28 protein-coding genes are annotated in these 25056 nt (G+C 62.6%); 18 read left to right on the top strand and 10 right to left on the bottom strand.

Features of this window, described 5'->3' with window-relative positions; all coding sequences use genetic code 11:
• Window positions 1-53 precede the first annotated feature (53 nt).
• Window positions 54-512, bottom strand: coding sequence for an Lrp/AsnC family transcriptional regulator (locus tag BUA36_RS05675; RefSeq protein WP_072782165.1), 459 nt, complete (start codon window positions 510-512; stop codon window positions 54-56).
• A gap of 127 nt (window positions 513-639) precedes the next feature.
• On the opposite strand from BUA36_RS05675, the gene BUA36_RS05670 reads away from it, so the two are divergent.
• The gene (locus tag BUA36_RS05670; protein WP_072782163.1) at window positions 640-921 is read left to right on the top strand and encodes a hypothetical protein; all 282 of its coding nucleotides are present in this window, start codon (window positions 640-642) and stop codon (window positions 919-921) included.
• On the opposite strand, the gene BUA36_RS05665 is transcribed toward BUA36_RS05670, so the two are convergent.
• Entirely contained in the window at window positions 906-2204 is a 1299-nt protein-coding gene (locus BUA36_RS05665; RefSeq protein ID WP_072782160.1) for an NCS2 family permease, read from the bottom strand. The genes BUA36_RS05670 and BUA36_RS05665 overlap by 16 nt on opposite strands.
• Window positions 2205-2330: 126 nt before the next feature.
• On the opposite strand from BUA36_RS05665, the gene BUA36_RS05660 reads away from it, so the two are divergent.
• The 3 genes from BUA36_RS05660 to BUA36_RS05650 are packed head-to-tail and all read left to right on the top strand — an operon-like array spanning window position 2331 to window position 5791.
• Window positions 2331-2684, top strand: a complete 354-nt coding sequence (locus tag BUA36_RS05660; protein WP_072782158.1) for an STAS domain-containing protein — start codon at window positions 2331-2333, stop codon at window positions 2682-2684.
• Window positions 2681-3646 (top strand): MBL fold metallo-hydrolase, encoded by a 966-nt coding sequence (locus tag BUA36_RS05655; protein ID WP_072782155.1) that lies wholly within the window; start codon window positions 2681-2683, stop codon window positions 3644-3646. Before BUA36_RS05660 ends, BUA36_RS05655 begins: the two co-directional genes overlap by 4 nt.
• Before the next feature lie 6 nt (window positions 3647-3652).
• Window positions 3653-5791: a SpoIIE family protein phosphatase gene (locus BUA36_RS05650; protein ID WP_072782153.1), complete on the top strand. Its 2139-nt coding sequence runs from the start codon at window positions 3653-3655 to the stop codon at window positions 5789-5791.
• On the opposite strand, the gene BUA36_RS05645 is transcribed toward BUA36_RS05650, so the two are convergent.
• Both BUA36_RS05645 and BUA36_RS05640 read right to left on the bottom strand, forming a co-directional pair.
• Window positions 5788-6381 carry an OmpA family protein gene (locus BUA36_RS05645; protein ID WP_072782150.1) on the bottom strand — a complete coding sequence of 198 codons (594 nt, stop codon included), beginning with the start codon at window positions 6379-6381 and terminating at the stop codon, window positions 5788-5790. The genes BUA36_RS05650 and BUA36_RS05645 overlap by 4 nt on opposite strands.
• Window positions 6382-6384: 3 nt before the next feature.
• Window positions 6385-6825, bottom strand: coding sequence for a FecR family protein (locus BUA36_RS05640; RefSeq protein WP_229255614.1), 441 nt, complete (start codon window positions 6823-6825; stop codon window positions 6385-6387).
• A gap of 40 nt (window positions 6826-6865) precedes the next feature.
• Between BUA36_RS05640 and BUA36_RS05635 the strand changes: the two genes are divergently transcribed.
• Both BUA36_RS05635 and BUA36_RS05630 read left to right on the top strand, forming a co-directional pair.
• Window positions 6866-7285, top strand: a complete 420-nt coding sequence (locus BUA36_RS05635; RefSeq protein ID WP_072782147.1) for an ATP-binding protein — start codon at window positions 6866-6868, stop codon at window positions 7283-7285.
• Between the two features lie 33 nt (window positions 7286-7318).
• A complete protein-coding gene (locus BUA36_RS05630; RefSeq protein ID WP_072782145.1) occupies window positions 7319-7957 on the top strand; it encodes an FABP family protein in 639 nt (212 codons plus the stop codon).
• Here BUA36_RS05630 and BUA36_RS05625 read toward each other — a convergent pair.
• Window positions 7954-10647 (bottom strand): diguanylate cyclase domain-containing protein, encoded by a 2694-nt coding sequence (locus tag BUA36_RS05625; protein WP_072782143.1) that lies wholly within the window; start codon window positions 10645-10647, stop codon window positions 7954-7956. The two genes, BUA36_RS05630 and BUA36_RS05625, sit on opposite strands and share 4 nt — an antisense overlap.
• 269 nt (window positions 10648-10916) lie before the next feature.
• Between BUA36_RS05625 and BUA36_RS05620 the strand changes: the two genes are divergently transcribed.
• Both BUA36_RS05620 and BUA36_RS05615 read left to right on the top strand, forming a co-directional pair.
• Window positions 10917-11156 carry a hypothetical protein gene (locus BUA36_RS05620; protein WP_139260357.1) on the top strand — a complete coding sequence of 80 codons (240 nt, stop codon included), beginning with the start codon at window positions 10917-10919 and terminating at the stop codon, window positions 11154-11156.
• Window positions 11157-12356: a glycosyltransferase gene (locus BUA36_RS05615; protein ID WP_072782138.1), complete on the top strand. Its 1200-nt coding sequence runs from the start codon at window positions 11157-11159 to the stop codon at window positions 12354-12356.
• On the opposite strand, the gene BUA36_RS31515 is transcribed toward BUA36_RS05615, so the two are convergent.
• Window positions 12277-13926 carry a methyl-accepting chemotaxis protein gene (locus tag BUA36_RS31515; protein ID WP_072782136.1) on the bottom strand — a complete coding sequence of 550 codons (1650 nt, stop codon included), beginning with the start codon at window positions 13924-13926 and terminating at the stop codon, window positions 12277-12279. The two genes, BUA36_RS05615 and BUA36_RS31515, sit on opposite strands and share 80 nt — an antisense overlap.
• Before the next feature lie 199 nt (window positions 13927-14125).
• Here BUA36_RS31515 and BUA36_RS30650 point away from each other — a divergent pair, with 199 nt between their 5' ends.
• The gene (locus BUA36_RS30650) at window positions 14126-14290 is read left to right on the top strand and encodes a hypothetical protein (RefSeq protein WP_167544255.1); all 165 of its coding nucleotides are present in this window, start codon (window positions 14126-14128) and stop codon (window positions 14288-14290) included.
• A gap of 146 nt (window positions 14291-14436) precedes the next feature.
• Here BUA36_RS30650 and BUA36_RS05605 read toward each other — a convergent pair whose 3' ends face one another.
• A complete protein-coding gene (locus BUA36_RS05605; RefSeq protein ID WP_072782133.1) occupies window positions 14437-15057 on the bottom strand; it encodes a LysE family translocator in 621 nt (206 codons plus the stop codon).
• Between the two features lie 86 nt (window positions 15058-15143).
• Here BUA36_RS05605 and BUA36_RS05600 point away from each other — a divergent pair, with 86 nt between their 5' ends.
• The 4 genes from BUA36_RS05600 (at window position 15144) to BUA36_RS05585 (ending at window position 18959) form a co-directional block, all read left to right on the top strand.
• Window positions 15144-16106 carry a helix-turn-helix transcriptional regulator gene (locus BUA36_RS05600; protein ID WP_072782131.1) on the top strand — a complete coding sequence of 321 codons (963 nt, stop codon included), beginning with the start codon at window positions 15144-15146 and terminating at the stop codon, window positions 16104-16106.
• Between the two features lie 31 nt (window positions 16107-16137).
• Complete coding sequence (locus BUA36_RS05595) at window positions 16138-16914, top strand: DNA/RNA non-specific endonuclease (protein ID WP_072782128.1); 777 nt, start codon at window positions 16138-16140, stop codon at window positions 16912-16914.
• Entirely contained in the window at window positions 16911-17159 is a 249-nt protein-coding gene (locus tag BUA36_RS05590) for a hypothetical protein (protein WP_072782126.1), read from the top strand. The genes BUA36_RS05595 and BUA36_RS05590 overlap by 4 nt, the downstream gene beginning before the upstream one ends.
• An 87-nt stretch (window positions 17160-17246) precedes the next feature.
• Window positions 17247-18959, top strand: a complete 1713-nt coding sequence (locus BUA36_RS05585) for a DUF4214 domain-containing protein (RefSeq protein ID WP_072782124.1) — start codon at window positions 17247-17249, stop codon at window positions 18957-18959.
• Here BUA36_RS05585 and BUA36_RS05580 read toward each other — a convergent pair whose 3' ends face one another.
• Both BUA36_RS05580 and BUA36_RS05575 read right to left on the bottom strand, forming a co-directional pair.
• Window positions 18960-19955, bottom strand: a complete 996-nt coding sequence (locus BUA36_RS05580) for a sensor domain-containing diguanylate cyclase (protein WP_229215455.1) — start codon at window positions 19953-19955, stop codon at window positions 18960-18962. It lies immediately after the preceding gene.
• Between the two features lie 17 nt (window positions 19956-19972).
• On the bottom strand, window positions 19973-20737 hold the full coding sequence (locus BUA36_RS05575) for a sensor histidine kinase (protein WP_072782122.1): 765 nt from the start codon (window positions 20735-20737) through the stop codon (window positions 19973-19975).
• Between the two features lie 160 nt (window positions 20738-20897).
• On the opposite strand from BUA36_RS05575, the gene queE reads away from it, so the two are divergent.
• The 5 genes from queE (at window position 20898) to BUA36_RS05550 (ending at window position 24396) form a co-directional block, all read left to right on the top strand.
• A complete protein-coding gene (queE, locus tag BUA36_RS05570; RefSeq protein WP_072782120.1) occupies window positions 20898-21533 on the top strand; it encodes a 7-carboxy-7-deazaguanine synthase in 636 nt (211 codons plus the stop codon).
• The gene (gene queD / locus BUA36_RS05565; RefSeq protein ID WP_072782118.1) at window positions 21534-21983 is read left to right on the top strand and encodes a 6-carboxytetrahydropterin synthase QueD; all 450 of its coding nucleotides are present in this window, start codon (window positions 21534-21536) and stop codon (window positions 21981-21983) included. It abuts the gene before it with no gap.
• Window positions 21973-22458: a tRNA adenosine(34) deaminase TadA gene (tadA, locus tag BUA36_RS05560; protein WP_072782116.1), complete on the top strand. Its 486-nt coding sequence runs from the start codon at window positions 21973-21975 to the stop codon at window positions 22456-22458. The genes queD and tadA overlap by 11 nt, the downstream gene beginning before the upstream one ends.
• A 65-nt stretch (window positions 22459-22523) precedes the next feature.
• Window positions 22524-23465, top strand: a complete 942-nt coding sequence (locus tag BUA36_RS05555) for an alpha/beta fold hydrolase (RefSeq protein ID WP_072782583.1) — start codon at window positions 22524-22526, stop codon at window positions 23463-23465.
• A gap of 10 nt (window positions 23466-23475) precedes the next feature.
• Window positions 23476-24396: an LD-carboxypeptidase gene (locus BUA36_RS05550; protein WP_072782114.1), complete on the top strand. Its 921-nt coding sequence runs from the start codon at window positions 23476-23478 to the stop codon at window positions 24394-24396.
• Here the strand turns inward: BUA36_RS05550 and BUA36_RS05545 are convergent, their stop codons facing one another.
• Complete coding sequence (locus BUA36_RS05545) at window positions 24397-24882, bottom strand: hypothetical protein (protein ID WP_072782112.1); 486 nt, start codon at window positions 24880-24882, stop codon at window positions 24397-24399.
• Window positions 24883-25056: the final 174 nt, after the last annotated feature.

Here is a 25056-nt window from a genome sequence, read left to right as displayed (position 1 = left end):
AGCCTTGAGCATGTACGTTTTTGAAAGTGGCCTCTGTACGCAGCCGCACATACCTAGGGTTCGACCGACTGTGTGCGCTTCAGGCAGCGCAGCACGAAGGTGGAGCGGCTGTGCTTCAGGCCCGGCAGCTTGTAGAGTTTCTTGCGCAGGAATTCCTCGTAGCCCGCAGTGCCGGCCACGGCGACCTTGATTAGATAGTCATAATCGCCGGTCAGCAGATAGGCTTCCATGACTTCCGGCAGCGTGGCCAGCGCCTCGCCGAACTTTTCAAAAATCTCGTCGTCGTGGCGGTCCAGCGTGACTTCAATGATGACGGTGTCGGGGTAGCCCAGTGCAGTCTGGCTAATCAGCGCGGTGTAGCCTTCGATCATGCCGCCGTCTTCCAGTGCGCGCACGCGGTTCCAGCACGGTGTGGTCGACAGGCCGACCTTCTCGGCCAGCTTGGTGTTACTCAGGCGGCCGTCCTTGCGCAGTTCACGCAGGATGCGGCGATCTAGTTCGTCGATTTCCATGAAAAATCCATGTTTGAGGATGAATATTCCATGTATTTTATACTGGCCAGGAGAATCTGCTGAAATTGGGCAAAATCAGCGTAAATTCAGGAAGCCTATTTTTCGCCTTCCCGGCTATGCTGATAGCATGGATACCACACAAAAAAGCTACCGGTTTTGCATCGAGCCAGATGCGCCCATCGCGACGCTGGAAGCGGCGTTGCAGGTTGTGCGTCGCCTGGAGATTGATTTGCGGGCCTTGCGAACCACCAGTACGCCCTACGGCATGGAGGTGCAAATGCGCCTGGCGGCGCCGGAGGAGGATATTCTGACGTTATGCCGCATGCGCCTGCATAACCTGATCGGCGTGCTGCCGATCAGGGAAATGCCGACGCTGGTGGTGAACAACCTGCGTCAGGCGGCGATGTAGGTGTATTTGATGAGGAAGACGATCGCGATGATCCACACCACCGGCTTGACCTTGCGGGCCTGGCCGGTCAGCAGTTTCAGGCCAGCGTAGGTGATGAAACCGAAGGCGATGCCGTGGGCGATGGAGTAGGTGAACGGGATCACCAGTGCCGTGATCGCGGCCGGTACACTTTCGGTGGTGTCGCTCCAGTCAATGTCGATGAAGTCGCGCAGCATCAGGCAGGCGACAAACAGCAGCGCAGGCGCCGTTGCGTAGGCTGGCACCACGCCTGCTATCGGCGCGAAGAACAGCGCGGCGAGGAACAGTACAGCCACCACGACAGCGGTCAAACCGGTACGGCCACCCGCCTGTACACCTGCGGCGCTTTCCAGATACGCCGTGGTGCTGGAGGTGCCCAGCATGGAACCGGCGACGATGGCGCAGCTGTCGGCCAGCAGTGCCTTGTTCAGGCGTTCCATGCGGCCGCCGACCAGCAGGCCGGCACGGCTGGCCACGCCCATCAGGGTGCCGGTGGCGTCAAACAGTTCGACCAGGAAGAACACCAGCACCACGTTCAGCAGGCCCATATTCAGCGCGCCTTGCAGGTCGAAGTGGAACAGCGTCGGTGAAATCGACGGCGGCAAGGACATGAAGCCGTGGAAGGTATTCCCGCCGAAGAAGAAACTCAGGACCGTCACGCTGACAATGCCGATCAGCAGCGCGCCAGGTACTTGCAGGCGGTCCAGCGTGACGATGAGCAGGAAGCCGAAGACGGCCATGATGGTGTGCGGATTGTGCATATCCCCCACGCGCACCAGCGTTTCAGGATTGGCGACCACCAGGCCCGCACTCTTCATCGCGATCAGTGCGAGGAACAGGCCCAGGCCCACCGTGATTGCCACGCGCAGCGAATGCGGTATGCCATTGATGATTTGCTCACGCACCCTGAACAGGCTGACGATGACGAACAGGCAGCCGGAAATGAACACGGCGCCCAGCGCCGATTGCCACGGCACGCCCATGCCCAGCACCACGGCGTAGGCGAAGTAGGCGTTCAGGCCCATGCCCGGCGCCATGCCGATCGGGTAGTTGGCGTACAGGCCCATGATGATGGTGCCCAGCGCAGCGGCGAGGCAGGTGGCGACGAACACGGCGTCCTTCGGCACGCCGGCGTCGCCCAGAATCGCGGGGTTGACGAAAATGATATAAGCCATCGTCAGGAAAGTCGTCGCCCCGGCGACGACTTCGGTACGGACGTTGCTGCCGTGCTCGGAGAGCCTGAAGAATTGATTAAGTGACGGCATGCGCGCGCTCCTGCTAAACATCGAGGGCGAAGAATATCACGGATGGGCGCCACAGATGGTGGTGTCAAAAGGATAAAAAAATGTGATAATGCAAAAATAGTTGTCCAATTTATTCGGGTCGCCACCATGGAATTACAGCCAACACAAGAGGGCAGAACGGTCGTGCTCAACCCCTCCGGCCGCATCGATCATACGCATGCCGATGCTTTCAAACTGGCGCTCGACCCGCACCTGGCGGACTGCCGCAAAGACGGCGCATCGCTGGTGATCGATTTTTCCAACGTCAGTTATATCAGCAGCATCGGCTTGCGCGCCTTGATGGTGGCGATCAAGCAGGTGAAGGCGCAGGGCGGACGCATGGTGCTGGCGGCCTTGCAGCCGCTGGTGCTGGAAGTGTTCACCATCAGCCGCTTCGATATGCTGTTTGAGATCTTCCCGGATCGCGCGGCGGCGCTGGCCGCTGTAGGCAGCGCCTCATGAAAGCGCGCATCTGGGGCGCGCGTGGTTCGCTGCCTGTTGCGCTGACCCATAAACAAATCCGCACCAAACTGCAGGCGGCGCTGGAGGGCGCTATCGGCCGTGATCTGGATACGGCTGAAAAAATCGCCGGCTATGTGGATGAACTGCCGTTCGAACTGCGCGGCACCTATGGCGGCAATTCCAGCTGCGTGGAAGTGGAGGCCTGGGACACGGACGCCATCCATGAGCACATCATTCTGGACCTGGGTTCCGGCGTGCGTGCGCTGGCAGGCGCCAAACTGGCCAGGTATGGACCGGGCAAGCCGCAGACCTACCACGTGCTGATGTCGCATCTGCACTGGGACCACATCATGGGCTTCCCGTTTTTCACGCCGGCCTACATTCCGGGCAACCGCATCATCATTTATGGCTGCCATGAGGAGCTGGAGACGGCGTTCCGCCGCCAGCAGGAGCCGATCAGTTTTCCCGTGGCCTTCCACCAGCTGGGCGCCACCATCGAGTTTGTACAGATCGAGCCGGGCGTGCCGACGCAGATACGCGATGTGACGGTGACCGCCAAGCTGCAGCTGCATGCCGGCGATTCGTATGGCTATCGGCTGGAGAAAAATGGCAAGGCGCTCATCTACAGCACCGACTCTGAGCACAAGCTGGATAACGCGGCGGAGCGCGTGGCTTTCGTGGATTTCTTCCGCGACGCGGACCTGGTGATCTTTGACGCCATGTACTCGCTGGCCGATTCCATTTCGGTCAAGGCCGACTGGGGCCATTCCAGCAATGTGGTGGGCGTAGAGCTGTGCCAGCTGGCCGGCGTGCGCCAGCTATGCCTGTTCCACCACGAGCCTATTTACGACGACGCGCAGATATCGCGCGTGCTGGCGGAGACGCGCCGCTATGCGGAGATTACCGGCGAAGCGCCGCTGGACATCGTCTCCGCTTACGACGGCATGGAAATCACGCTGTAGCCGCCTATGCTGCGCCAACTGCAAACGCGCGCCTGGGGCGGCATACGCGCCGGGCAGGGCAGGCCGTTGGCGCTGCTGCTGGCATTGGTGCTGGCTTTGCTGCTGGCGCGGGGCGGCGATGGCCCGTTACCTGCGCTGCGTCTGGCCCTGTTCGATAGCTATCAGGTGCAGCTGCCGCGCCAGCGGCTTTCCGGTCCGGTCCAGATCATCAACATCGATGAAGCGGCGCTGAGCGAATATGGCCAGTGGCCTTGGCCGCGCACCTTGTTTACCGAGCTGCTGGCGCATATCGGCGAACAGCACCCACTGGCCATCGGGCTGGATATCCTGATGCCGGAGCCGGACAACACCTCGCCCGAATCACTGGCGGCCCGTCTGCCGGATGGTCCGCTGCGCGGCGAGCTGGCCACGCTGCCGTCGCACGATGCGCTACTGGCGGAGCAGATGCGGCAGCTGCCGGTGGTGCTGGGAACGGCGGGCTTCCTGCATGTGGAGGCAGGCACCAGTGACGCCTTGCGCGTGTGGCCGGTGCGGGTGCATCGTGCTTCGGGCACGGTTGACGGCCACGCCGCTGCGCCATTGCCGGTGATGCGCTTCCCGCAGGCGATGTCCAGTCTACCCATATTGCAGGCGGCGGCGCATGGACAGGGACTGCTGTCGGCCAATCTGGAAAAAGGGATTGTGCGCCGTGCGCCCCTGGTGGGCGCCGTGGGCGAGACGCTGGTGCCATCGCTGTCGATGGAGCTGCTGCGCGTGGCGACCGGTGCGGCCGCCGTCGAGGTGAGCGCCGATGCTGGCGGTGTGCAAAGCGTGTCGGTAGGCGATCTGCGTGTGCCGACGCTGCCGGATGGATCGGTGTGGGTCAACTTCTCGGCGCCAGCCATGGACCGCTACATCTCCGCGCTGGATGTGATGCGCGGCCGCACCGGCACCGATGTACTGGAAAATAAAATCGTTATTGTCGCCATGACGGGGCTGGGCCTGAGCGATTACAAGACCAACGCCCGCGGCGACCTGCTGCCCGGCGTAGACACGCATGCACAGATGATCGAAAGCTTCTTCGATGGCGCCTTTCTGCGTCGTCCGCAGTGGATGCGCTGGGTAGAAATGGCGGCATTCGGCGCATGCAGCCTGCTGACCATCTGGCGCCTGCCTCGCCAGCGGCTGCGCGTTGGCGTGCCGATGGCGGCAGCCCTGCTGCTTGGCCTGTTTGGCACAGGCGCCTTGCTGTTCGCACGTGCCGGCCTGCTGTTTGATGCAGCGACGGTGGCATTGGGCTATGCGGCTGTCTGTCTGAGCCTGTTGACCAGCATGCTGTCCGCAGCGGTACGCGACCGCAAACAGTCGGAGCGTGCCTTGCAGGCGGCGCGCGAGTCCGCAGCCCGCACGGCGGGTGAGCTGAATGCGGCGAGGCGGATTCAGATGGCGTCTTTGCCGCAGGCGGCAAGCGCCTTTCCCGGCGAGCGGCGCTTCGAACTGGATGCCTTGCTGGAGCCGGCGAAAGAAGTGGGCGGCGACCTGTATGACTTCTTCATGCTTGACCAGGACCGCGTGTTCTTCATGGTGGGGGATGTCTCCGGCAAGGGGCTGCCGGCCAGCTTGTTCATGGTGGTCGCCAAAGCCCTGTCACGCAGCATCGCGTTGCGCAGCGAAGCGGATATGGCGGTGATTATGAACGACGCCAACCGGGAGCTGGTGCGCGAAAATCCGGAGATGCTGTTTGTGACCAGTGTCGCCGGCATGCTTGATGCCGCAACGGGCGCCGTCTTCCTGTGCAACGCCGGCCATGATGCGCCGCGCCGCATCACGGCCCAGGGCAAGGTCGAGCTCCTGCGGCCGGCCGATGGTCCGCCGCTGTGCGTGATGGATGATTTTGAATACCCCGTCCAGCAGTACCAGCTGCATCCGGGCGAAAGCCTGTGCCTGACCACCGACGGCATCAGCGAAGCGATGAATGCGGCGGGGGAATTGTACGGCAATGAGCGTTTGAATGGCCTGCTCAGCGGCGTGGTGACGGCTGCGCCAGCTACATTGGTGCAGGCGGTGCGCGATGACGTGCGCCGTCACGTGGACGGCGCCGAAGCATCGGACGACCTGACGCTGCTGGTACTGCGCTGGAACGGTCCAGCGGCCGCCGGGGCCTAACGCACGCGGATTTCCACGCGCCGGTTGCGCGGCTCGTCCACACCGTCGGCGGTGGGCACCAGCAGTTCACGCTCGCCGCGCGCCTGCACTTCAATCTGGTTTTCGGCGATGCCTGCTTCGACCAGGATGCGCTTGACCGTCTGCGCGCGGCGCAAGGACAGGGCGTCGTTGTATTCGCGCTTTGCTACCGTATCGGTGTGGCCGATGACGATAATTTCCGGCGCCGGACGGGCGGCCAGTTGCGACCTGATTTCTGCCAGCTGCGCTGCCGATTCAGGCGTCAGGCTGTCGGTGTCCGTGATGAAGTAGACGATGAACACCGCAGCGCGCTGCGGCAATGCCTCCAGCAGCGCGCCATAGCGGTTCCTGGTGTCTGCGCTGTCGCCTGTGGTAGTGACGGCGCCACGGCTGTCAACTGCGGCAGTCTGATATGGTTTGTCGAGGACAGTGTCCTTGCCGGCCGTGGTGATAATCACGGCGCTGGGCTTGCCGTCCTGGCTGGGCAGCAGCGTGATTTGCTCGGTGGGTCCCCGATGCAGCTGTGAGACAGCCGCCAGCAGGCCCATGGCCCATAGCAGAAGGGCGGCCATCGCTTACTCCCCGTCTTTGACGTCGATGACAAACTCGGTGCCGCGTACACCGAGTATCGAGGTCGGCGTGCGGAACTGCACCGCCCCCGGCGATTGCTTGGACAGCTTGCCGGAGATGACGCCCAGCGTGCCTTTCTTGACGGTGGCATCCAGCGCGCCCTCGTGCGAGGTCGGATCGAAAGCGTACTTCTCCAGCCACACATTGCTGTTCGGACCAACCGCCAGCAGCGTTTCATCGCGTAGCGTGATGCCGACGCTGCCATCGGCGCCGGTGACGACGCGGTCCCTGGCCATCAGCGCGGCGCCGGCTTGGGCCGGGGTCTTTTTTCCTTCGCGTTCGATAGCGGCGACGCCTTTTGCGGTCTTAATCATGCCGGCCGGGAGTTCGGCGGCGTTGGCCAGCAGCGCCATGGAGGCTGCCAGTGTGGCGATTATTCTTTGCACGGTTCTTCTCCTCACATGAGCATTCCGATAATATGCTCGAATGGACGAAAAAGAAACCGGTATTGCGCATCTGCTGCAGTTTCCGGCACGGCTGGATGCGATCCCCGGCGCGATGGCATTTGCTGCCATGGCGCTGACGCAGGCTGGCCTGGCGCCTGGCCTGGTGGCGCGCGCCGAATTGATCCTGGAGGAGCTGCTGCGCAACAGCATCCTGCACGGCTATGGCGGCGACAGTCCGCACGCGGTGTGGGTCGGCGTGCGTGGCCAGGTGTTGTGTTATGAAGACGCGGCGGCGCCGTTCAATCCCCTGACCGAAGGCCCGCCGCCTCCCGACCTGTCGCTGCCGCCGGAAGAACTCATCGCGGGCGGCGTCGGCCTGCTTCTGATACGCCAGCTGGGCAGCGCCGTCAGCTACCGCCATGACGAAGGACGCAACCGCATCGAGATCACCTTACAATAGCGTCCGTAACATCATCAACTACCAGGACCACGCATGACCGAGTTTTCCACCGATATCTATACCGAACCCCATCCGATCGACGTCAATACCCTGAACAACCTTGGGCCGCTGGCGCCCATGGCAGGCATCTGGAAAGGCGAACGCGGTCTGGATATCAAACCCAAGGCCGACGGCGCACGCAAGCAGGCTTACGTTGAGCGCATCGAGCTGTATCCCATTGATCCGGTGACCAATGGGCCGCAGCTGTTCTATGGCCTGCGCTATCTCATCATCGTCAACAAGCCGGATAACGTCAAGACTTACCACGAGCAGGTAGGCTACTGGCTGTGGGAGCCGAAGACCAGGACCGTGATCCAGACGCTCGGCATCCCGCGCGGCCAGATCGCCATGGCTTCCGCCGTGGTGGAGCCGGATGCGAAGGAGTTTGAACTGGTGGCCCGGCTGGAATCCGATACCTACGGCATCCGTTCCAATCCCTTCCTGGAGTACGGCTTTAAAACCACCGAGTACCGCATCAAGGTCACCATCAACGACGACGGTACCTGGGGCTACGAGGAAGACACCGTCATGCTGCTGCGTGGCGAAGAGGAATTCCATCACCGCGACCGTAACATCCTGCATCGCGTGGCCGATCCTGTGCCGAACCCGCTGGCCAGCGGCGTGCCTGCCTAATCGGCGATAGCGTATCCATCGCGGCCATTGCGTTTGGCTGTGTACAGCGCGCTGTCGGCGCGCTCCACCAGTTGTTCCGCCGCCTCTTCGTCACCCTCATGCAGGGCGATGCCGATGCTGGTAGTGACGTGGCGCGGCAGGCCGGCCAGCGAAAATGGCACGCGCATGGATTCCACGATCTTGGCCGCCAGCCGCGCGGCTTCCTCCACGCTGGCTACCTGTTCAAAGACGATGACAAATTCATCCCCGGCCAGGCGCGCAACCGTGTCCGACGCGCGCACGCAGGCCAGCAGCCGCGAGGCGAATTCCTTCAGGACGATATCGCCTGCACCATGGCCGCGTGTGTCGTTGATCTCCTTGAAATGATCGATGTCCAGATAGGCCAGCGCCAGCGGCTTGCGGTTGCGCCGCGCGCGCAGTATCGCCAGTTGCAGTATCTCTTCAAACATCAGGCGGTTGGCGATGCCGGTCAGCGTGTCGATGCGCGCCAGCTGTTTCAGGCGCTCCTCGATTTCCTTCATGCGCGTGGTGTCGTGCGTCAGCGAATAGATGCCGACTACCTGGCCGTCCGCCGCGATCTCTGGAACAAAGGTGGTTTCCAGCGTGTGCAGGCAGTCGCCGATGTTTGCCTTCAGCTCGTAGGTGGCGTTGTGGCCATGGTAGGCGAGGTCCAGGTGCGGTTCGGCGGTGGCGTAATGGTCTTCGCCTATCCCTTCCACGAGGTGGCGGCCGATCAGGGTTTGTGGGTCAATGCCGAACCACTGCTGGAAGGTCGCGTTCAGGAACAGGAACTGGCGTTTGTGGTCCAGGTAGGCAATCAGTACCGGCAGATTGTCAGTCAGTAGCTTGAGCCGTTTTTCGCTGGCGGCCTGCAGCAGCTCCGCGTTCTTGCGTTCCGTGATGTCCAGCGCCATCAGGTAGAAGCCCGTGACACTGCCATCGGCGGCGATGTCCGGCACCAGATCGCCCATCATCTGGCACGGCTTGCCGTTGCGTAGTCCCTCGCGTTCGTAGTGCACGCGCTGGCCGCGCAGGGCGGCTTCGCTCAAGTGGGCGACGCTGTCGGCAAAGGCCTGGCCGGAGACCTCCGCCACCGTCCTGCCCAGCATGGACTGCGGATCAATGCCCATCAGATGCCGGAAGTGTTCATTGGAGAAGCGGTAGCGGCGCTCGCGGTCGATGTAGGCGATAAGGGCGGGCACGCTGTCCGCAATCGTGCGCAGGCGCTTTTCGCTGGCGGCGATCTGCTGCTCGTAGAGCACGCGATCGGTGACGTCGTGCAGGAAAGCGGTGGCGTAGTAGTTGCCGTCATGGCGCAGCGCGCCGACCGACAGCTCGATGGGGATGCCGTGTCCATCCTTGTGCACCGCCATCACACGGATGCGGGCGTCGATCATGGGGCCGGGCACGCCGCGCGAGAAGTTGAGCATACCGGCGCGGTGCGCGTAGCGGCGGTCTTCGGGAATAATCAGGTCGGCGATGTCGCGGCCGATGGCTTCCTTGGCGGTCCAGCCGAAGGTACGTTCGGCGGCGGCATTCCACTTGGTGACGATGCCGGTGTTTTCGCAGCTGACAAAGGCATCGGGCGCGCGCTCCAGCACATTGCTGATGAAGGTCTCGCTGTCGCGGATGACTTTTTGGGCCTCCTCGCGTTCGGCCATCAGCTCATAGAAGGCCGCGCCCAATTCGCCGATTTCGTCACGGCGGCCGCGCGGCAGCACATCGATGCCGGCGCTGCCGGTGCGGATGTCGGCGATGTTACGGTGCAGCCGGCCGAGTGGACGCAGCAGCATCTGTATCGCCAGCCAGGCCATCAGGCCCGCGATGCCGGCAAACAGGGCCGCGGCCAGGACTGCGTGGCGCCGCATCTCGATCATTGGCGCAAAGGCTTCATCGACCGGGAAGCGCGAGCCGAGTATCCAGTCGGTGGAGTGCAGGCGCTTGTACGAGTAGATGCCTTCGCTGCCGGCTTTGTTGGTCGCTTCGGTCCAGCCCTGGAAACCGTCCAGCGCCATTTCCGTGGCGCGGTTATAGCCCGGACGGGCGTTGATGTTTTCCAGCAGCCGCCGGTGGTCGGGGTGCAGCAGCAGCGTGCCGTCCTGCGTCATGATGAAGACAAAGCCTGTCTTGCCAGGCTTTTGCGCGGCGATCTGCCGGATGAAGTCCGAGTTGGCGAGGTCGATGCTGCCGCCCAGGAGCATGACGACCTTGCCATGGCCGTCGCGCACCGGCTGCAGTATCATCACCGACGGCTGGCCGGTGATCTCACTTTTGTAGGGCGGCGTGATGACCGCTTCTCCCTGCGCGAACACCTTTTCCAGGAAGTCGCGGGCGCGTGGCGGCAGCGGCATCAGCGCCGTGGCGTTGTCGCCTTCGGTGTGCAGCAGATCACCATGCTGGTTGAAGATGTGGAGATTGACGAACTCCTTGCGCGCGACCGGGTGGTGCGCCACAAAGTCCTGCATCGCGGCGGGACTGTCACCCGCCGACAGCGGCATGGTGTCGGCCAGGCTGGCCAGCAGTACCTTGCGTGCGGTGAGTTGCGCATCGACTTGCGAAGCGGTGGAGGCGAGGACGGCGTACTGCTGGTCGCCGATGACGCTTTTCATGTCCTGTTCCGCCAGCAGTAGCGCCATTAGCGTGACGGTGGCGGTGGCCGTCAGCACAAGCATCACCACCACTCCGGTCATGCGGAATTTCAGGCTACGCGGTAGCGTTGCAAAAACGGCCATGTTGCGATGGATGGTCTTCGGTGAATTTGAGTATGTCATACCCTGATGGGCAAGGCCAGAGGGTATGTGCTACAGCATCGTCTGAGTCCCATTTACAACAACATCGACATTGACAAGCAAGGTGCGCCGGGACCAAAGTAGCTACGCTCACAAGCGTCTCTTTGCCGGGTCAATCCCTGCCCTTTGTCGCTTCGGATATGATCTACATCTTCGACAAGGAGAGTCGCGTGAATGTATCGAACTGGAAGATTGGCACCCGTCGCAGTGCCGACTTTAGCATTGTGCTGCCGGCCAGCCGCGAACAGGAAATGGACACAGAGCAGATCGACCAGACCGTGGCACAGATGGACACGGTGGTCCAGCAGAATGCGGCACTGGTGGAGCGGCTGAATCAGGCGCACCGGCCGGTCTCAACGCAGCTGGCGTTGCCGCATCGGCGCCAGGGTGTGCTGGCGGGCGGAGGCTGATTGGCGCATCTTCACCTGTGCTGGGAACTGGGCGCCGGACTGGGGCATGCCGGCCGGCTGAAGATGCTGGCGCAGGCCTTGCTCGAACATGGCCATCGCGTCAGCCTCAGTGTGCGTGACCTGAGGCACACGCATGCCTTGCTGGCAGAACTCGAGGTCCCGATACTGCAGGCGCCCGTGTGGCTGCATGACACGGTAGGTCTGCCGCCGCCGGCCAGCCTGGCGGAGATCCTGTTCCGCTGTGGTTATCTGGAAGCGCCGGCCTTGCGTGGCATGGTGGACGGCTGGCGCGCCATGCTGGCACTGCTGGAGCCCGACCTCGTGGTTGCTGACTATGCGCCAACTGCGTTGCTGGCTGCGCGCAGCATGGGCTTGCGCACTGCCGCCATCGGCACCGGTTTCAGCATGCCGCCTGTGGGACGGCCGCTGCCCGCTTTACGCGAGGCGCCGGCAGAACGTCTGGCATCGTCTGAGGCGCGCATGCTGGCCACGGCGAACGCGGTGCTGGCGGAACTGGGGGCTCAACCCTATGCCCACGCGGCAGACGTCTTCCTTGGCGATGCAAATTTGCTGTGTACCTGGCCGGAGCTGGATCATTACCAGCGTGATGGCGCGGACTGGCTGGGGCCGAGCTGCGTGGCCGAAGGTGGCCTGGCGCCATATTGGCCGGATGGCGAAGGACGCAAGGTGTTCGCGTATCTGAAGGCATCGCATGCGGCGCACGCTGCGGTGCTACGGGCGCTGGTGGACGAAGGCTGCCGCGTGCTGGCGTATGTGCCGGAAGTGGCAGCTGGCGGCGTACCGCCCGTCATCAGTGAACGCGTGCTGTATGCAGAGGCGCCGGTGTCGCTGCCGCAGGCTTTGGCGCAAGCGGATCTGTGCGCGTGCCATGCGGGCGAGGGCACGCTGGCACAGTCGCTACTGGCCGGCGTGCCGCTGCTGATGCTGCCGTCGCATACCGAACAATTCCTCGGTGCGCGGCGGGTTGCCATGTCTGGCGCCGGTTACAACGCCGCATTGCTTGCCCCGGATGGGGATTGGCGCGCGGTCCTGCGGCCCTTGCTGAATGAGGCAGGGTATCGTGACGCCGCGCGTGGTTTCGCGGCGCGTCACGCGGGATTCAGCCCGCAGCAGTTGAACGCGCTGCTGGTGGAGCGGATAACGCTTCTACTCGACGGGCGCCACGACGCCCGGCGCTGATCGACGAGATCCGGGCGCTACGGCCTTCGCCATCCAGCTTGAACACGCTGACCGCATCGACCAGGTGCGAGGCCTGCTCCTGCATGGTGACGGCAGCGGCGGATGCCTGTTCCACCAGTGCCGCATTCTGCTGCGTGGTCTGGTCCATCTCGGTGATGGCGCCGTTGATGTGCTCAATACCCGACAGCTGCTCCTGGCTGGCGAAAGCGATTTCGCTCATGATGTCGGTGACGCGGCGTACGCTGGTGACGATTTCCTCCATCGTGGCGCCAGCCTGGTCGACCAGGCGCGCACCAGCATCGACCTGGTCCACTGAATCGCCGATCAGTTGCTTGATCTCCTTGGCGGCAGCGGCCGAGCGCTGGGCGAGGCTGCGCACTTCGCTGGCCACGACCGCGAAGCCGCGCCCTTGTTCGCCGGCGCGTGCTGCTTCCACTGCCGCATTCAGCGCCAGGATATTGGTCTGGAAAGCGATACCGTCGATGACCGCGATGATATCGACAATCTTGCGCGCAGAAGCGTTGATCGACGCCATGGTGTCCACCACCTGCGCAACCACTTGTCCACCTTTGCCGGCCACGCTGGACGCCGACATCGCTAGCTGGTTGGCCTGATTGGCATTGGCAGCGTTCTGTTTGACGGTGGAGGTCAACTCCTCCATCGAGGATGCGGTTTCTTCCAGCGATCCAGCCTGGCGCTCGGTGCGTTCGGACAGATCCAGATTGCCGGCGGCGATTTCGGCCGAGGCGGTGCCGATCGAATCCGTGCCTTTGCGTACTTCGGACACGATGGAAATGAGGCTGGTGTTCATGTCCTTCAGCGCGGCCGACAATTGACCGATTTCGTCGCGGGTGCGGATCTGGATCTCGGAACTCAGGTCGCCATCGGCCACCGTGCGCGCCACGCGCACCGCATAACGGATCGGACGCACGATGGTGCCGGTGACATACCAGCCGGCGAACAGTCCCAGTGCGGCGCCGGCAACGCCAAGCGCAATCATCAGCGCACTCGCGGTGCTGGCGGTTTGTTCAGCGCTGTCGCCCGAGTGCTGCATGAGCTGCACCTGGAAATCAATCAGCTTGTCCAGCGCCGCCACGTACGCCGCTTGCGCCGGGCGGACTTTTTGCAGCAACAGGGCGGTCGCACGGTCCTTGTCGCCGGCCTTGACGGCGGCAATCAGCTGGTCGCGCAGCGGCGAATACACGCCACGCGCATCCTGGAGCTCCTTGAACAACACCAGCGCCTGCGGCTGATGGAGAACGCCGCCCAGCTGCTCCAGCAGACCACGGATGGTCTTGCTGCGCTGTTCAACCGCGGCGTATTCCGCATTGGCTTCCGCCGCGTCGATCAGCAGCAGGTCGCGCAAACCGCGCGACTGCTGCGCCACCTGGTCCTTCACCTGGTTAAGCAGGCTGATTTTCAGGTAGCGGTCATGGTTGGTCAGGTTGATTTCATTGCTGGTCGCGCGCAAGCCCAGGGCACCGACAATGACCACAATGGCCATCAATAGCGTCGTCAGCGAGAAAGCGATGGTGAGGCGGTGGCCGATCTTCAGGTTGGCAATATTCATGACTTGTCTTTAGTTATGTTTTTAAGAGATGGTAGTTACCTGTAGGAACGGAAAGTTTATCGGGGAAATAAATAGCTAGCTAGAAATATTTCTTATTTGCATAGACACTTTCGTGAATAAAGCAACAAGGGCAGGCGTGCGCCGTGGGTGCGGTCATTTCCGTAGCATGGGACAACCCCAACTGCGTAGGAGATCCATCATGCCGAAAGGAGTCAGCCCCAAGCGCGAACGCGAGTACCAGGAGCTTGAACACAAATTCGAGAAGGAAGGGCGCTACAAGGGACGCGAGGAGGAAGTAGCTGCGCGCATCGTGAATAAACAGCGCGCCAAGGCGGGAGAAACCAAGTCCGGCCACAGCAAATGATTCTGATATGCGTCATGAGGGCTTAGACAGCAGTGCTAAACCCGTGTATAATTGCAATCAGTGTTGCACCAAATGAAATAAAAACATTGCCTCTGGTAGGGCTGGATGTTTTGAAAAGGCTGGCGTTCTGTGAACGCCAGCCTTTTTTATTTTCCGGCCTGCGTTGCGCTGAGCACCGCAGTGGCGATCAGCAGTAGCCCCATGACGCGCGCGGCGATGGTGGAGCTTTGCGGATGGCGCGCAAACCAGCCGCTGGCGGCGTAGGCCAGCGCACCATAGACACCCAGTTGCGTGAGCGCGGTGATACCACCCAGTACGCCTGATTGCACCCACAGCGGCCCGGCGCCCGGGCGCAGGAATTGCGGGAAGATGGCCAGCATGAAGATGTAGGCCTTGGGATTCAGCAGGTTGGTGGTTAGCGCGCGCCGGAAGATGACGGCGTCAGCCATGGCTTCCGCTCCGGCCGTCGGATGAAAGATGCTGTCGCTGCGCAGCAGCTGATAGCCCATCCATGCGATGTACGCGGCGCCCGCCAGCAGCATGATCTTGTACAGCGGTGGCCAGCATTGCAGCACCACGGCCACGCCCAGCGCACCCAGGCATAAATGACAGAAACCGCCGGCGATGATCCCGGCCACGGCCGCCATGCCGGAGCGCCGTCCCCCCAGCATGGCGCTGCCCATGACAAACGCCATATCCAGCCCCGGCAGCGCGATCACGCCCAGAACCACGATGAAATACAGCCAGAGATTGGCGGCTTGTGACATGGTTAGACTCCGTAAAGTTGTTGTTTGGAACAGCTTAAGTGGGAATCAGGGCGAATTTGGCCCTATAAACCTGCTATCTTTACGGCATGTACCATCCAACCACACGCGTACTGGCAGTGCTGGAACTGCTGCAAACCCATGGCCGCCTGAGCGGCGCCGACATGGCCGGCCGGCTGGCGGTCGATGGCCGCACGCTGCGGCGCTACATCGCAATGCTGGAGCAGCTCGGCATTCCGATCATGGCTGAGCGTGGCCGGCATGGCGGCTATGCGCTGATGCCCGGTTTTAAACTGCCGCCCATGATGTTCACCGACGATGAAGCGCAAGCTTTGTCGCTGGGCTTGCTGGCGGCGCGGGGGCTGGGGTTGGCGGAAGCCGCGCCAGCGGTGGCCAGCGCCCAGGCCAAGCTGGAGCGCATCATGCCGGATGGTTTGCGCAACCGCGTGAGCGCGATGCATGACACGGTGCGGCTGGACTTGCGCAGCGGGTTGTCCCGCAGTGCACCGCCGCCGGATAACGCCGCGCTGGGCGCGCTGTCGCTGGCTGCCAAGGAAGGACGGCGCGTGCGCCTGCATTACCGCGCCGCCGGCGTGGACAGCGAACGTGATTTTGATACCTATGGCCTGGCTTACTACGGCGGCTATTGGTATGCGGTGGGGTACTGCTATTTGCGGCAAGACATGCGGACGTTCCGGCTGGACCGCGTGACGGCGGTCCGAGCCACGCGCGGACTGGCACAGCGGCCGCCTGGTTTCGACGCGCTCGAGCATCTGCGGGTCGCGGTCGCGACGGTGCCGCGCAAGTTCGCTGCCAGGGTACTGCTGAAGACCACGCTGGACCAGGCGCGACGCGCCTTCATCGATACCATCGGCCTGTTTGAGCAATGCGAACATGGCGTGCTGCTGCATAACCAGTCCGATGAGCTGGAGTGGTTCGCGCGCCAGCTGGCGGCGGCTCCGTTTGAGGTGGAGGTGCTGGAGCCGCCCGCATTGCGCACGGCGCTACGCACGATAGGCGAGCGCTTGTTGCGCATGGCCGCCGTCCGCTAGAATGCGGCGACTTTATCGCAACAAGGAAACTATGTATCTGATTCAGCGTCTGGTGGCCACGGCTGCAATGCTGGCCGCCACCGTGGCCACGGCGGGCCAATGCCCCACTCATTATGTCGATGGCCGTTTGCCGGAAATCCGCAATGCCAAAATGAATGTCGCCACCACCGAGCTATGCTACGGCGTGTTTGGCGTGATGTACTCTGGAATCACGCGCACGCCGCTGTGGTCGGCCGAGCATCTGACGGCGCAAAATATCGATGCGGCAAAGAACCTGTCGCGCGAAAACTCCTTCCACCCCGAGCCGCGCCTGGCGCCCGGTACGCGCGCCGAATTGACCGACTACGCCCGCAGCGGCTACGACCGTGGCCACATGGCGCCGAACGGCGATATGCCAGACCGCGAAACCCAGCACGAAAGCTTTACGCTGGCAAACATGGTGCCGCAGGATGCCGAGAATAACCGCCACATCTGGGCCGGTATCGAAGGCGTGGTGCGCAAGATGGCGCAGAAGGAGGGCGATCTGTACGTGATCACCGGGCCGGCCTTTATCGGCGGCAATCTGCAGAAGGTCGGCAATGTCCTGGTGCCGAGCCATTTGTACAAGCTGGTCTACAGCCCGCGCCAGCGTGCCGGCGCAGCTTTCTTTATCGAAAACCGTAGCGACGCGAGCTACGATATGCTGAGCATTGCACAGCTTGAAGACAAGGTGGGCATCAAGCTGTTGCCGTCGCTGTCGACGGCGCAGAAAGAAGTCATGCTGCGCATGCCGAAGGTGAGACAACGTAAAGACGGGAGCAAGGAATGAGCAAGTTTGTGCCTTATCAAAATGAATCGGACGTGCTGCGCATCGGCGGTCTGAGTATCGAGAACCGCCTGGACCGTGTGACCATCAACGGCGATATCGACCTGACGGCCGACCAGGCCGGCTTGGCGGATGCGCGCGCATTGCAGCAGTTGCTGGCTGGGGTCGTGGCCCGCCTGGAAGGCCAGCCGCTGCCGGCCAAACTGCCGCCTGCTGCCCACACTATCGTCGCAAATCCCTTTGAATAAGTATCGCTGGGGCAACAAGAATGTTATTCTGTGAGGAGGCTCGGCGATGCTGGCCTGCGCCCTTTATTTTATTGAATCGACAATGTCATGAGCTTAACGACCGGTAATAATTCCATTGACTCCCTGGTGTATAGCAGCTGGAAATCCAAAGCTGGACAGCCGGTGTCGCTCACCTACAGTTTCATGACGACGCTGCCTTCCGACGCCAGCGCCGATGACGCCAATGGTTTCGCGCCGATGAGCGCCGAACAGCAGGCTGGCGCGCGTGCGGCCATGGCCAAATGGGCAGCGGTGGCGAATATCAAATTCACCGAGGTGGCGTTTGGCGGCAACATCCAGCTGGGTACCAACGACCAGGGCAAGCAGAGCAGCGGCTATGCGTATCTGCCGAACGGTAGCGATCCGACCTATCTGTTCACGAATAACAAGGACGCCTACAACTTCAGCTTCCAGGACGGCGACTTTGGCATCGCGGTGCTGATCCACGAGCTGGGCCATACGCTGGGTTTCAAGCATCCTGGCAATTACGATTCCACCGGCAGCTCCATTGACGGCCCGTTCCTGCCGGCGGCGCAGGACAATATCGATTACACGCAGATGTCGTATAACGTCGGCGCTGGTTTCAAGCTCAACGGTAACTACGGCATCACGCCGATGCTGTACGACATCCAGGCGATGCAGTATCTGTATGGCGCCAACATGAGCTATCACACCGGCAACGATACCTACAGCTTCGGCACCGATGCGCCATTGCAGTGTATCTGGGATGCGGGCGGCACCGACACGCTGGATTTTTCCGCGTGCACCAATGCCAGCGTCATCAACCTGAACGCGGGCAGCTTCAGTGAAACCGCGCCGGGCTATAACAATATTTCGATTGCCTATAACGTCACCATCGAGCGCGCGCTTGCCGGCAGTGGCGGTTCGACGATTTATGCCAATTCGGCTGGCAACGTGATTACTGGCGGCGTGGGCGCCGACACGATATACGAAGGCGCCGGCAATGACCTGATTACGGGCGTCGGCGGCAACGATACGGTGGTGTTCAGCCATACACTGGCGTCTTATGCCTTGTCGGGTTCGATCAGCAACCTGACTGTGACCGGCGACGGCACCGATACGCTGGTGGGCATCAGCAAGCTGCAATTCAGCGATGCAGCGATCCAGCTGTCCAATTACAGTTCGCTGCTGGCGGGCGGCGTCAATAACGATGTGCTGACTGCCGGCAGCGGCAGCCAGCTGATCTGGGGCGGCGCTGGCATCGACCTGGTCAACTTCGGCGGCAAGCGTGCCGATTTTACGGTGTCGGCCAATGTCGGTGGCGTGACGGTGACCAATGCTGCCGGTACTGCGGATTTCCTGGCCGGCGTGGAACGTGTCCAGTTCAGCGACAACACGGGCCTGGCGCTGGACACCAGCGGGGAAGCGGGGCAGCTGTACCGTTTGTACGGCGCCATGTTTGCCCGTACGCCGGACGACCTGGGCATGGGCTTCTGGCTGTACCGCATGGATCACGGACAGACGCTGCTGTCGATCGCCAGGGGATTTATCAACAGCCCCGAGTTTGTGCGGACCTACGGCGAAAATGCCAGCAACAGTGTGTTTGTCACCAGCCTGTACCACAACGTGCTGCATCGCGAGCCGGATATCGCGGGCTACAATGTCCAGCTGAATGCGCTGACCAACGGCATGTCGCGTGAGCAGCTGCTGGTGAACTTCTCGGAGTCGGCGGAAAACATCGAAGTCATCAGCCATGTGATTCCGGTCGGCGTGTCGTACACGCCGTGGATTCCAGCGTAATCACGGACCATCGGTACCCGGCAGGCTGATACGGTTGCGGCCCATGTGCTTGGCGCGGTACAGCGCCGAATCGGCCGTGGCCACCAGCTGGCTGGGATCGGTCTCCGGCGCCGCCAGCGCCGTGGCTGCGCCGATGCTGACCGTCACCACATGCTGCTGGCTGCCCAGGTTGGGTAGCCGCAGCTGCTCCACGCGGCAGCGGATGCGTTCCGCCACGATCGCCGCGCCTTTCAGCGACTGGTTGGGCAAAATCACCGCAAACTCTTCGCCGCCATAGCGCGCCACCAGGTCGTTGGCGCGCATTTCGCTCGACACGGCCGTGGCGATGCGTTGCAAACACTCGTCGCCGCCCAGGTGGCCGTAGGCGTCGTTGTACTGCTTGAAGTTATCGACATCGACCATCAGCAGCGACAGGGGCTGCTGATGGCGCAAGGCGCGCTGCCATTCGGCGTTGAGGGTGTCGTCGAAGCAGCGGCGATTGGCCAGGCCGGTCAGGCCGTCGCGCGTGGCCAGCTGTTCCAGCGCCACCTGGGCGTGCTTTTCATCGGTGACATCGCGCAGGGTTTCCACCACCGCCACCAGCTTGCCTTCGCTATCGAGAATGGGGCTGGCGTCGGCAGCCAGGTAGCGGCGCCGGCCCAGGCGCGGCATGTCGCACCAGTTTTCGGCGCACAGATTGTTGTCGGCGTCGTTGCGGCGCGCGTGCTGGCGGTAAAGCCGGTGCAGATCGGCGGCGCGGCCCTGGATCACGAGGTCGGCCAGCGTGGGACGCTGCTCGCCATAAAAGCATTTCCAGTGGTCGGCGGTGCCCAGCACCTCCCAGGCTTCGACGCCGGTCAGGCGTTCGCACGCGCGGTTCCAGATAATGATTTTGCCACTGGTGTCGATGACGAAGGTGGGAATGACCAGCAATTCCATGAGTTTGAGCGCGAAGCCATGCTGCTGGTCCGCCTGGGAGAATTCCATCACATGCTGGATTTTCTGGGAGCTGTTCATGGGCGCCGCCTCGCTGGTTATTGGATGGGGATGGACAGGGTGAGCGCGGTGCCCGCGCCGGGTGTGCTGGCAATGTCAACGCGGCCGCCGACCTCGGCGACGCGCTGGGCGATGCCGCGCAATCCAAAGCCGGCACGTGCGCCGAGCTGCGGCAGGCCGACGCCGTTATCGCGCACGGTCAGGTTCAGACAGTGTTCCTGCCGGTACAGGTCGACGCGGACTTCGGATGCCTGCGCATGGCGCACGATATTGCTCAGGGATTCCTGCAGCACGCGGTAGACCACGGTGTCGGTGCGTTCCGCAGGCGGGCCGTCGAAGGCGTCGGGCGTGGCGTCGAGACGGCACGGGATGCCGCTCAGGCGCGAGAACTGGGCGATCTGTTGTTGCAGCGCGCCTTCCAGGCCCGATTCCAGCGCCTCCGGCGTCAAATCGTGGACAATGGCACGCATGGCCCGCGTCGCTTGCTGGATGCGCGATGCCTGCCAGGCCAGCGGCTGCGCCAGCGCGGGGTGCTGCGTCTGCAGCGTGGCGCAGTCCATCGCCAGCGCCAGCAGTTGCTGGCCGAGGTCGTCATGCAGGTCGCAGGCGATGCGGCGCCGTTCGGCGTCGCGCAGCGATTGCTGGCTGGCGCTGAGCTGGCGGATCTGCTGGCGCGCGTGGGTCATCGCCCGCCTCGCCTGCGCGCGTTGCCGCCACCACAGCAGCACGCAGGCGGCGGCTGCCAGCATGCACACGCTGGCGCAGAACAGGTCGATTTCAAGGAGGAGCGGCGCGTATCTCATGGTGTATCTTCCTGGGATGGAGGACAACGTTGGCAAGCGTCCACATCGACCAACATAACTGCTTACCAAGTGCAAGCATTGTGAAATGTCAACTTCTGGCGGTTCTACCCGGAAACTGTGGCGTGGGATATAATTGAGGGTTGTCCTATCAGGAACTATCGTGACTTACAGCATCAAAGAGATTTTCTACACGTTGCAGGGTGAGGGCGCCCACGCCGGCCGTCCGGCCGTGTTCTGCCGCTTTTCCGGCTGCAACCTGTGGACCGGCCGCGAAAGCGACCGTGCCAGCGCCATTTGCCAGTTCTGCGATACCGATTTCGTCGGGACCGATGGCGAAGGCGGCGGCAAGTTCAAGACGCCGGAAGCCCTGGCGGCCACCATCAATGCGCTGTGGCCGGAAAGCTATCCGGCCAGCAAGTACGTGGTATTCACGGGCGGCGAGCCGCTGCTGCAGCTGGACAAGCCGCTCATCGATGCCATGCATGCGGCCGGCTTTACCATTGCGATTGAAACCAACGGCACGTTGCCGGTGCCGGACGGCGTGGACTGGATCTGCGTCAGCCCGAAAATGGGCGCCGAGCTGGTGGTCCGCAAAGGCAGCGAAATCAAGGTCGTGATACCGCAGACCAACCAGGACCTGTCGGTCTACGAACAGCTGGATTTCGAGAACTTTTACGTGCAGGCCATGGACGGCCCGCTGGCCGAGTTCAATACCCGGCTGGCGATCGAGACCTGCAAGCGCAACCCGAAGTGGAAGCTGAGCTTGCAAACCCATAAACTTTTACAGATACCTTAAATGTTAACCATTACCCGCAAGCTGGAATTCGATGCCGGCCACCGCATTCCCGACCACAAGAGCCAGTGCCGCAACCTGCACGGCCACCGCTACACGCTGGAAATCACGCTGACCGGCAACATCATCGATGTCGAAGGCAATTCGGATAACGGCATGATCATGGATTTCTCGGACATCAAGGCGCTGGCCAAGGAGCACTTGGTGGACGTCTGGGACCACGCGTTCATCGTCTATGAAAAGGATGACGCGGTACGCGAGTTCCTGGCCTCGCTGCCGAACCACAAAACCGTGGTGATCGACCGTATTCCGACCGTGGAAAATCTGGCTCACGTGGCTTTTGCGATCCTCAAGGCGGCCTACAAGGACCGCTACGGCACCGGCCTTCACCTGCACAAGCTGGTGCTGCACGAAACCCCGAACTGCTGGGCCGAGATCACCGATGGTGTCTGACAGCGTCTACATGCAGCTGGCGCTGGAACAGGCGCAGCAGGCGTGGGACCTCGGCGAGGTGCCGGTAGGCGCCGTCGTCGTCAAGGACGGCGAGGTGATTGCGGTCGGCTGCAACCAGCCGATCGGCAGACATGATCCCACCGCGCATGCGGAAATCGTCGCGCTGCGCGCTGCAGCCGAGAAGCTGGGCAACTATCGTTTGCCCGGTTGCGAACTGTATGTAACGCTGGAGCCCTGCGTGATGTGTTCGGGCGCGATGATGCATGCGCGCCTGGCCAGGGTGGTGTACGGCGCCGCCGACCCGAAGACGGGCGCCTGTGGCTCGGTGCTCAACCTGTTCGAGCAGGAACAGCTGAACCACCATACCGATATCGTCGGCGGCGTGATGGCCGAGGAATGCGGCGCCATGCTCAAGAATTTCTTTGCCGCGCGCCGTGCGGCACTGGCCGCTGCCAGGCGCGCCACACAAGCGTAAGGCCGGTTTCACCGCGCCAGCAAAAAATGGTATGCTGATTCCCAAGCACGCACAGGGAGATGGTCTTGGCTACGGCGCAAGCAAACGGCATCACGATTGCCTACGAAACCAGCGGTAATCCGCTCGATCCGGCGGTGCTGCTCATCATGGGGCTCGGCATGCAGCTGATCGCCTGGCCTGCGGATCTGGTGGAAGGGCTGGTCGAACAGGGCTACTATGTGATCCGCTTCGACAACCGCGACATCGGCCTGTCCAGCAAATTCCACGAACATAAAAAACCCAATCTGCTGTGGGCCTATCTCAAGTCGCTGGTCGGCTTGAAGCAGCAGCCCGCCTACACACTGGGCGACATGGCCGACGATGCGCTTGGCCTGCTCGATGCGCTGGGCGTCGCCAAGGCGCATGTGGTGGGCGTCTCCATGGGCGGCATGATTGCGCAGATCTTCGCTTCGCGCTTTGCCGCGCGCACGCTGAGCCTGACCTCCATCATGTCCACCAGCGGCAAGCGCGGCTTGCCTGGTCCCACCGCGAGCGCGCGCAATGCGATGATGCGCTCAGTTGACATGGGCGACCGCAAGGCCGTGGTGGAACATATGATGGCGGTGTATCGCCTGATCGGCAGCCCATCCTTTCCCACGCCGGAGCGCGTGTTGCGCGCGAATATAGAGCGGGCGCTGGACCGCGGCACCAATCCCGATGGCGTGGCGCGGCAACTGGTGGCGATTGTCGCTTCCGGCGACCGCACGCCGCTGCTGCGGCGGATACATTGTCCGGCGATGGTGATACACGGCGCGGCCGACCCGCTGGTGCCGGTGGCCTGCGGCGTCGATACGGCGCAGTCGATTCCCGATGCGCGGCTGCATGTCATCGAGGGCATGGGACATGACCTGCCGCCGCAGCTGATCGAGCGCCTGCTTGCCTTGCTCGACCAGCACCTGCGCGGTAATATGACGGCCGAACTTCCTCCGCTGCCGCAGCATCGCGCAGGCAGCGGCACCCATCACTGACAGAGACACTTTGAGCACATCGAACATCGGCATCGCCATCGCGGCGCCCAGCGGCTGTCCGCTTGATATCGCAGCCTACAACCTGGGCGTGCAGCGCCTGGAGCAGCAAGGCTTCCTGGTCCACAATTACTACGACGACGATAAGAAATTCCAGCGCTTCGGCGGCACCGACGAATGGCGCCTGGCGCAGTTGAATGCCGCCGCCGCCGATCCCGCAGTGCAGGTGGTGATCGCGCTGCGCGGCTCGTATGGCATGTCGCGCCTGCTGCCGTCGATCGACTTTCATAAGATGGCGGACAGCGGCAAGCTGTTTGTCGGCTACAGCGACTTTACCGCGTTCCAGATGCCGTTGATGAAGCAGACCGGCCGCATCAGCTTTGGCGGGCCGATGATGTGCGACGACTTCATTCGTCCCGAGCCGGTGGCGTACACGCTGGACCAGTTCTGGAACTGCCTGCGCGGTCCGGTGCACCAGGTGCGCGGCGCGGTGGCCGACGGCGCTGCCGATAATCCGCTGCTGGACGTCAGCGGCAAGCTGTGGGGCGGGAATCTGGCGATGATGGTCAGCCTGCTCGGCACACCGTATTTCCAGGCGCTGGAGCAGGGCATCTGCTTCATCGAGGATGTCAGCGAGCATCCGTATCGCGTAGAGCGCATGGTGCTGCAGCTGTTCTACGCGGGCGCGCTGGAAGGACAGCGCGCGCTGGTGCTGGGCGATTTCTCCGGCTACAAACTGAGCCCGGTGGACAATGGCTATGACTTCGACAGTATGGTGGCGTACCTGCGCCAGCGTTTGCCGATTCCGGTGCTGACCGGCCTGCCGTTTGGCCATATCAAGGAACGCGCCACGCTGCCGTATGGCGGCATGGCGCATCTGGTGTCCAGCGAACGTGGTTTTGATCTGACGATCAGCGATTACCCGACGCTGTAATTACTGCAGGCGGCGCACGCGTGGCGCCTGGCTGGCGCCTTCGATTTCCAGGAAGATCGTGCCGATACCGTTGCGGCTGATCCGGACTTTGGGATTGGTGACTTCGCTGATGGAGGCCGCACTGTCATCGGCGACGCGCCAGATCTGGCCATTGGCCAGCTTGAACAGGGTGCCGGCACTCCAGCCGTCGATGGTGCCGATCAGAGTGCTTTCAATGGTGGTCGGTTCGTCGGACTTGCGCAGCTGGGTGGCGCTCAGGCCGAAGTTCGCTGCCGGATCAGGCTTCGCTGCGGGCGCGCTTGGTGCGACTGGCGTGGCCGCAGCAACGCCGGGGGCGGCCGCCGGGCGGGCGGCCGTTGCGACCGGGATCGCGTCATAGCAGGCGACACGGCCGGCGACGTCGGCAATGCTGCGGCAGCGCAGCAGGTCGGCGTCGGAGGCGAGGGCGGAACCGGATACTGCCAGCAAAAGAAGCAAAGCTTTCATCGAACTCTTTCCAGGTTGCGGGCGCCATCGTGCGGGCGCCTCTTTACTGAATTATATCGATATCGCGCCCTGGCGTCAGCGCTGGTCAGTGCCAGCAGGAACTGGACGATGCCGTAGGCCTCGGCCTCGCTCAGGGCAAGTGCCGACAAGTAATAGTATGTTGCTATTGCATCA

It is taken from the genome of Duganella sacchari (genome assembly GCF_900143065.1).
GTDB classification, from domain to species: Bacteria; Pseudomonadota; Gammaproteobacteria; order Burkholderiales; family Burkholderiaceae_D; genus Rugamonas; species Rugamonas sacchari.
Note: the sequence above shows the minus strand (reverse complement) of the source record. Positions and strands in the feature narration are given on the sequence as shown.

Excerpts from the sequence above, each read along its gene's own strand:
- BUA36_RS05675 (WP_072782165.1), bottom strand. The coding sequence starts at position 512 with ATGGAAATCGACGAACTAGATCGCCGCATCCTGCGTGAACTGCGCAAG.
- BUA36_RS05670 (WP_072782163.1), top strand. The coding sequence starts at position 640 with ATGGATACCACACAAAAAAGCTACCGGTTTTGCATCGAGCCAGATGCG.
- BUA36_RS05665 (WP_072782160.1), bottom strand. The coding sequence starts at position 2,204 with ATGCCGTCACTTAATCAATTCTTCAGGCTCTCCGAGCACGGCAGCAAC.
- BUA36_RS05660 (WP_072782158.1), top strand. The coding sequence starts at position 2,331 with ATGGAATTACAGCCAACACAAGAGGGCAGAACGGTCGTGCTCAACCCC.
- BUA36_RS05655 (WP_072782155.1), top strand. The coding sequence starts at position 2,681 with ATGAAAGCGCGCATCTGGGGCGCGCGTGGTTCGCTGCCTGTTGCGCTG.
- BUA36_RS05650 (WP_072782153.1), top strand. The coding sequence starts at position 3,653 with ATGCTGCGCCAACTGCAAACGCGCGCCTGGGGCGGCATACGCGCCGGG.
- BUA36_RS05645 (WP_072782150.1), bottom strand. The coding sequence starts at position 6,381 with ATGGCCGCCCTTCTGCTATGGGCCATGGGCCTGCTGGCGGCTGTCTCA.
- BUA36_RS05635 (WP_072782147.1), top strand. The coding sequence starts at position 6,866 with ATGGACGAAAAAGAAACCGGTATTGCGCATCTGCTGCAGTTTCCGGCA.
- BUA36_RS05630 (WP_072782145.1), top strand. The coding sequence starts at position 7,319 with ATGACCGAGTTTTCCACCGATATCTATACCGAACCCCATCCGATCGAC.
- BUA36_RS05625 (WP_072782143.1), bottom strand. The coding sequence starts at position 10,647 with ATGACCGGAGTGGTGGTGATGCTTGTGCTGACGGCCACCGCCACCGTC.
- BUA36_RS31515 (WP_072782136.1), bottom strand. The coding sequence starts at position 13,926 with ATGAATATTGCCAACCTGAAGATCGGCCACCGCCTCACCATCGCTTTC.
- BUA36_RS30650 (WP_167544255.1), top strand. The coding sequence starts at position 14,126 with ATGCCGAAAGGAGTCAGCCCCAAGCGCGAACGCGAGTACCAGGAGCTT.
- BUA36_RS05605 (WP_072782133.1), bottom strand. The coding sequence starts at position 15,057 with ATGTCACAAGCCGCCAATCTCTGGCTGTATTTCATCGTGGTTCTGGGC.
- BUA36_RS05600 (WP_072782131.1), top strand. The coding sequence starts at position 15,144 with ATGTACCATCCAACCACACGCGTACTGGCAGTGCTGGAACTGCTGCAA.
- BUA36_RS05595 (WP_072782128.1), top strand. The coding sequence starts at position 16,138 with ATGTATCTGATTCAGCGTCTGGTGGCCACGGCTGCAATGCTGGCCGCC.
- BUA36_RS05590 (WP_072782126.1), top strand. The coding sequence starts at position 16,911 with ATGAGCAAGTTTGTGCCTTATCAAAATGAATCGGACGTGCTGCGCATC.
- BUA36_RS05585 (WP_072782124.1), top strand. The coding sequence starts at position 17,247 with ATGAGCTTAACGACCGGTAATAATTCCATTGACTCCCTGGTGTATAGC.
- BUA36_RS05580 (WP_229215455.1), bottom strand. The coding sequence starts at position 19,955 with ATGAACAGCTCCCAGAAAATCCAGCATGTGATGGAATTCTCCCAGGCG.
- BUA36_RS05575 (WP_072782122.1), bottom strand. The coding sequence starts at position 20,737 with ATGAGATACGCGCCGCTCCTCCTTGAAATCGACCTGTTCTGCGCCAGC.
- queD (WP_072782118.1), top strand. The coding sequence starts at position 21,534 with ATGTTAACCATTACCCGCAAGCTGGAATTCGATGCCGGCCACCGCATT.
- tadA (WP_072782116.1), top strand. The coding sequence starts at position 21,973 with ATGGTGTCTGACAGCGTCTACATGCAGCTGGCGCTGGAACAGGCGCAG.
- BUA36_RS05545 (WP_072782112.1), bottom strand. The coding sequence starts at position 24,882 with ATGAAAGCTTTGCTTCTTTTGCTGGCAGTATCCGGTTCCGCCCTCGCC.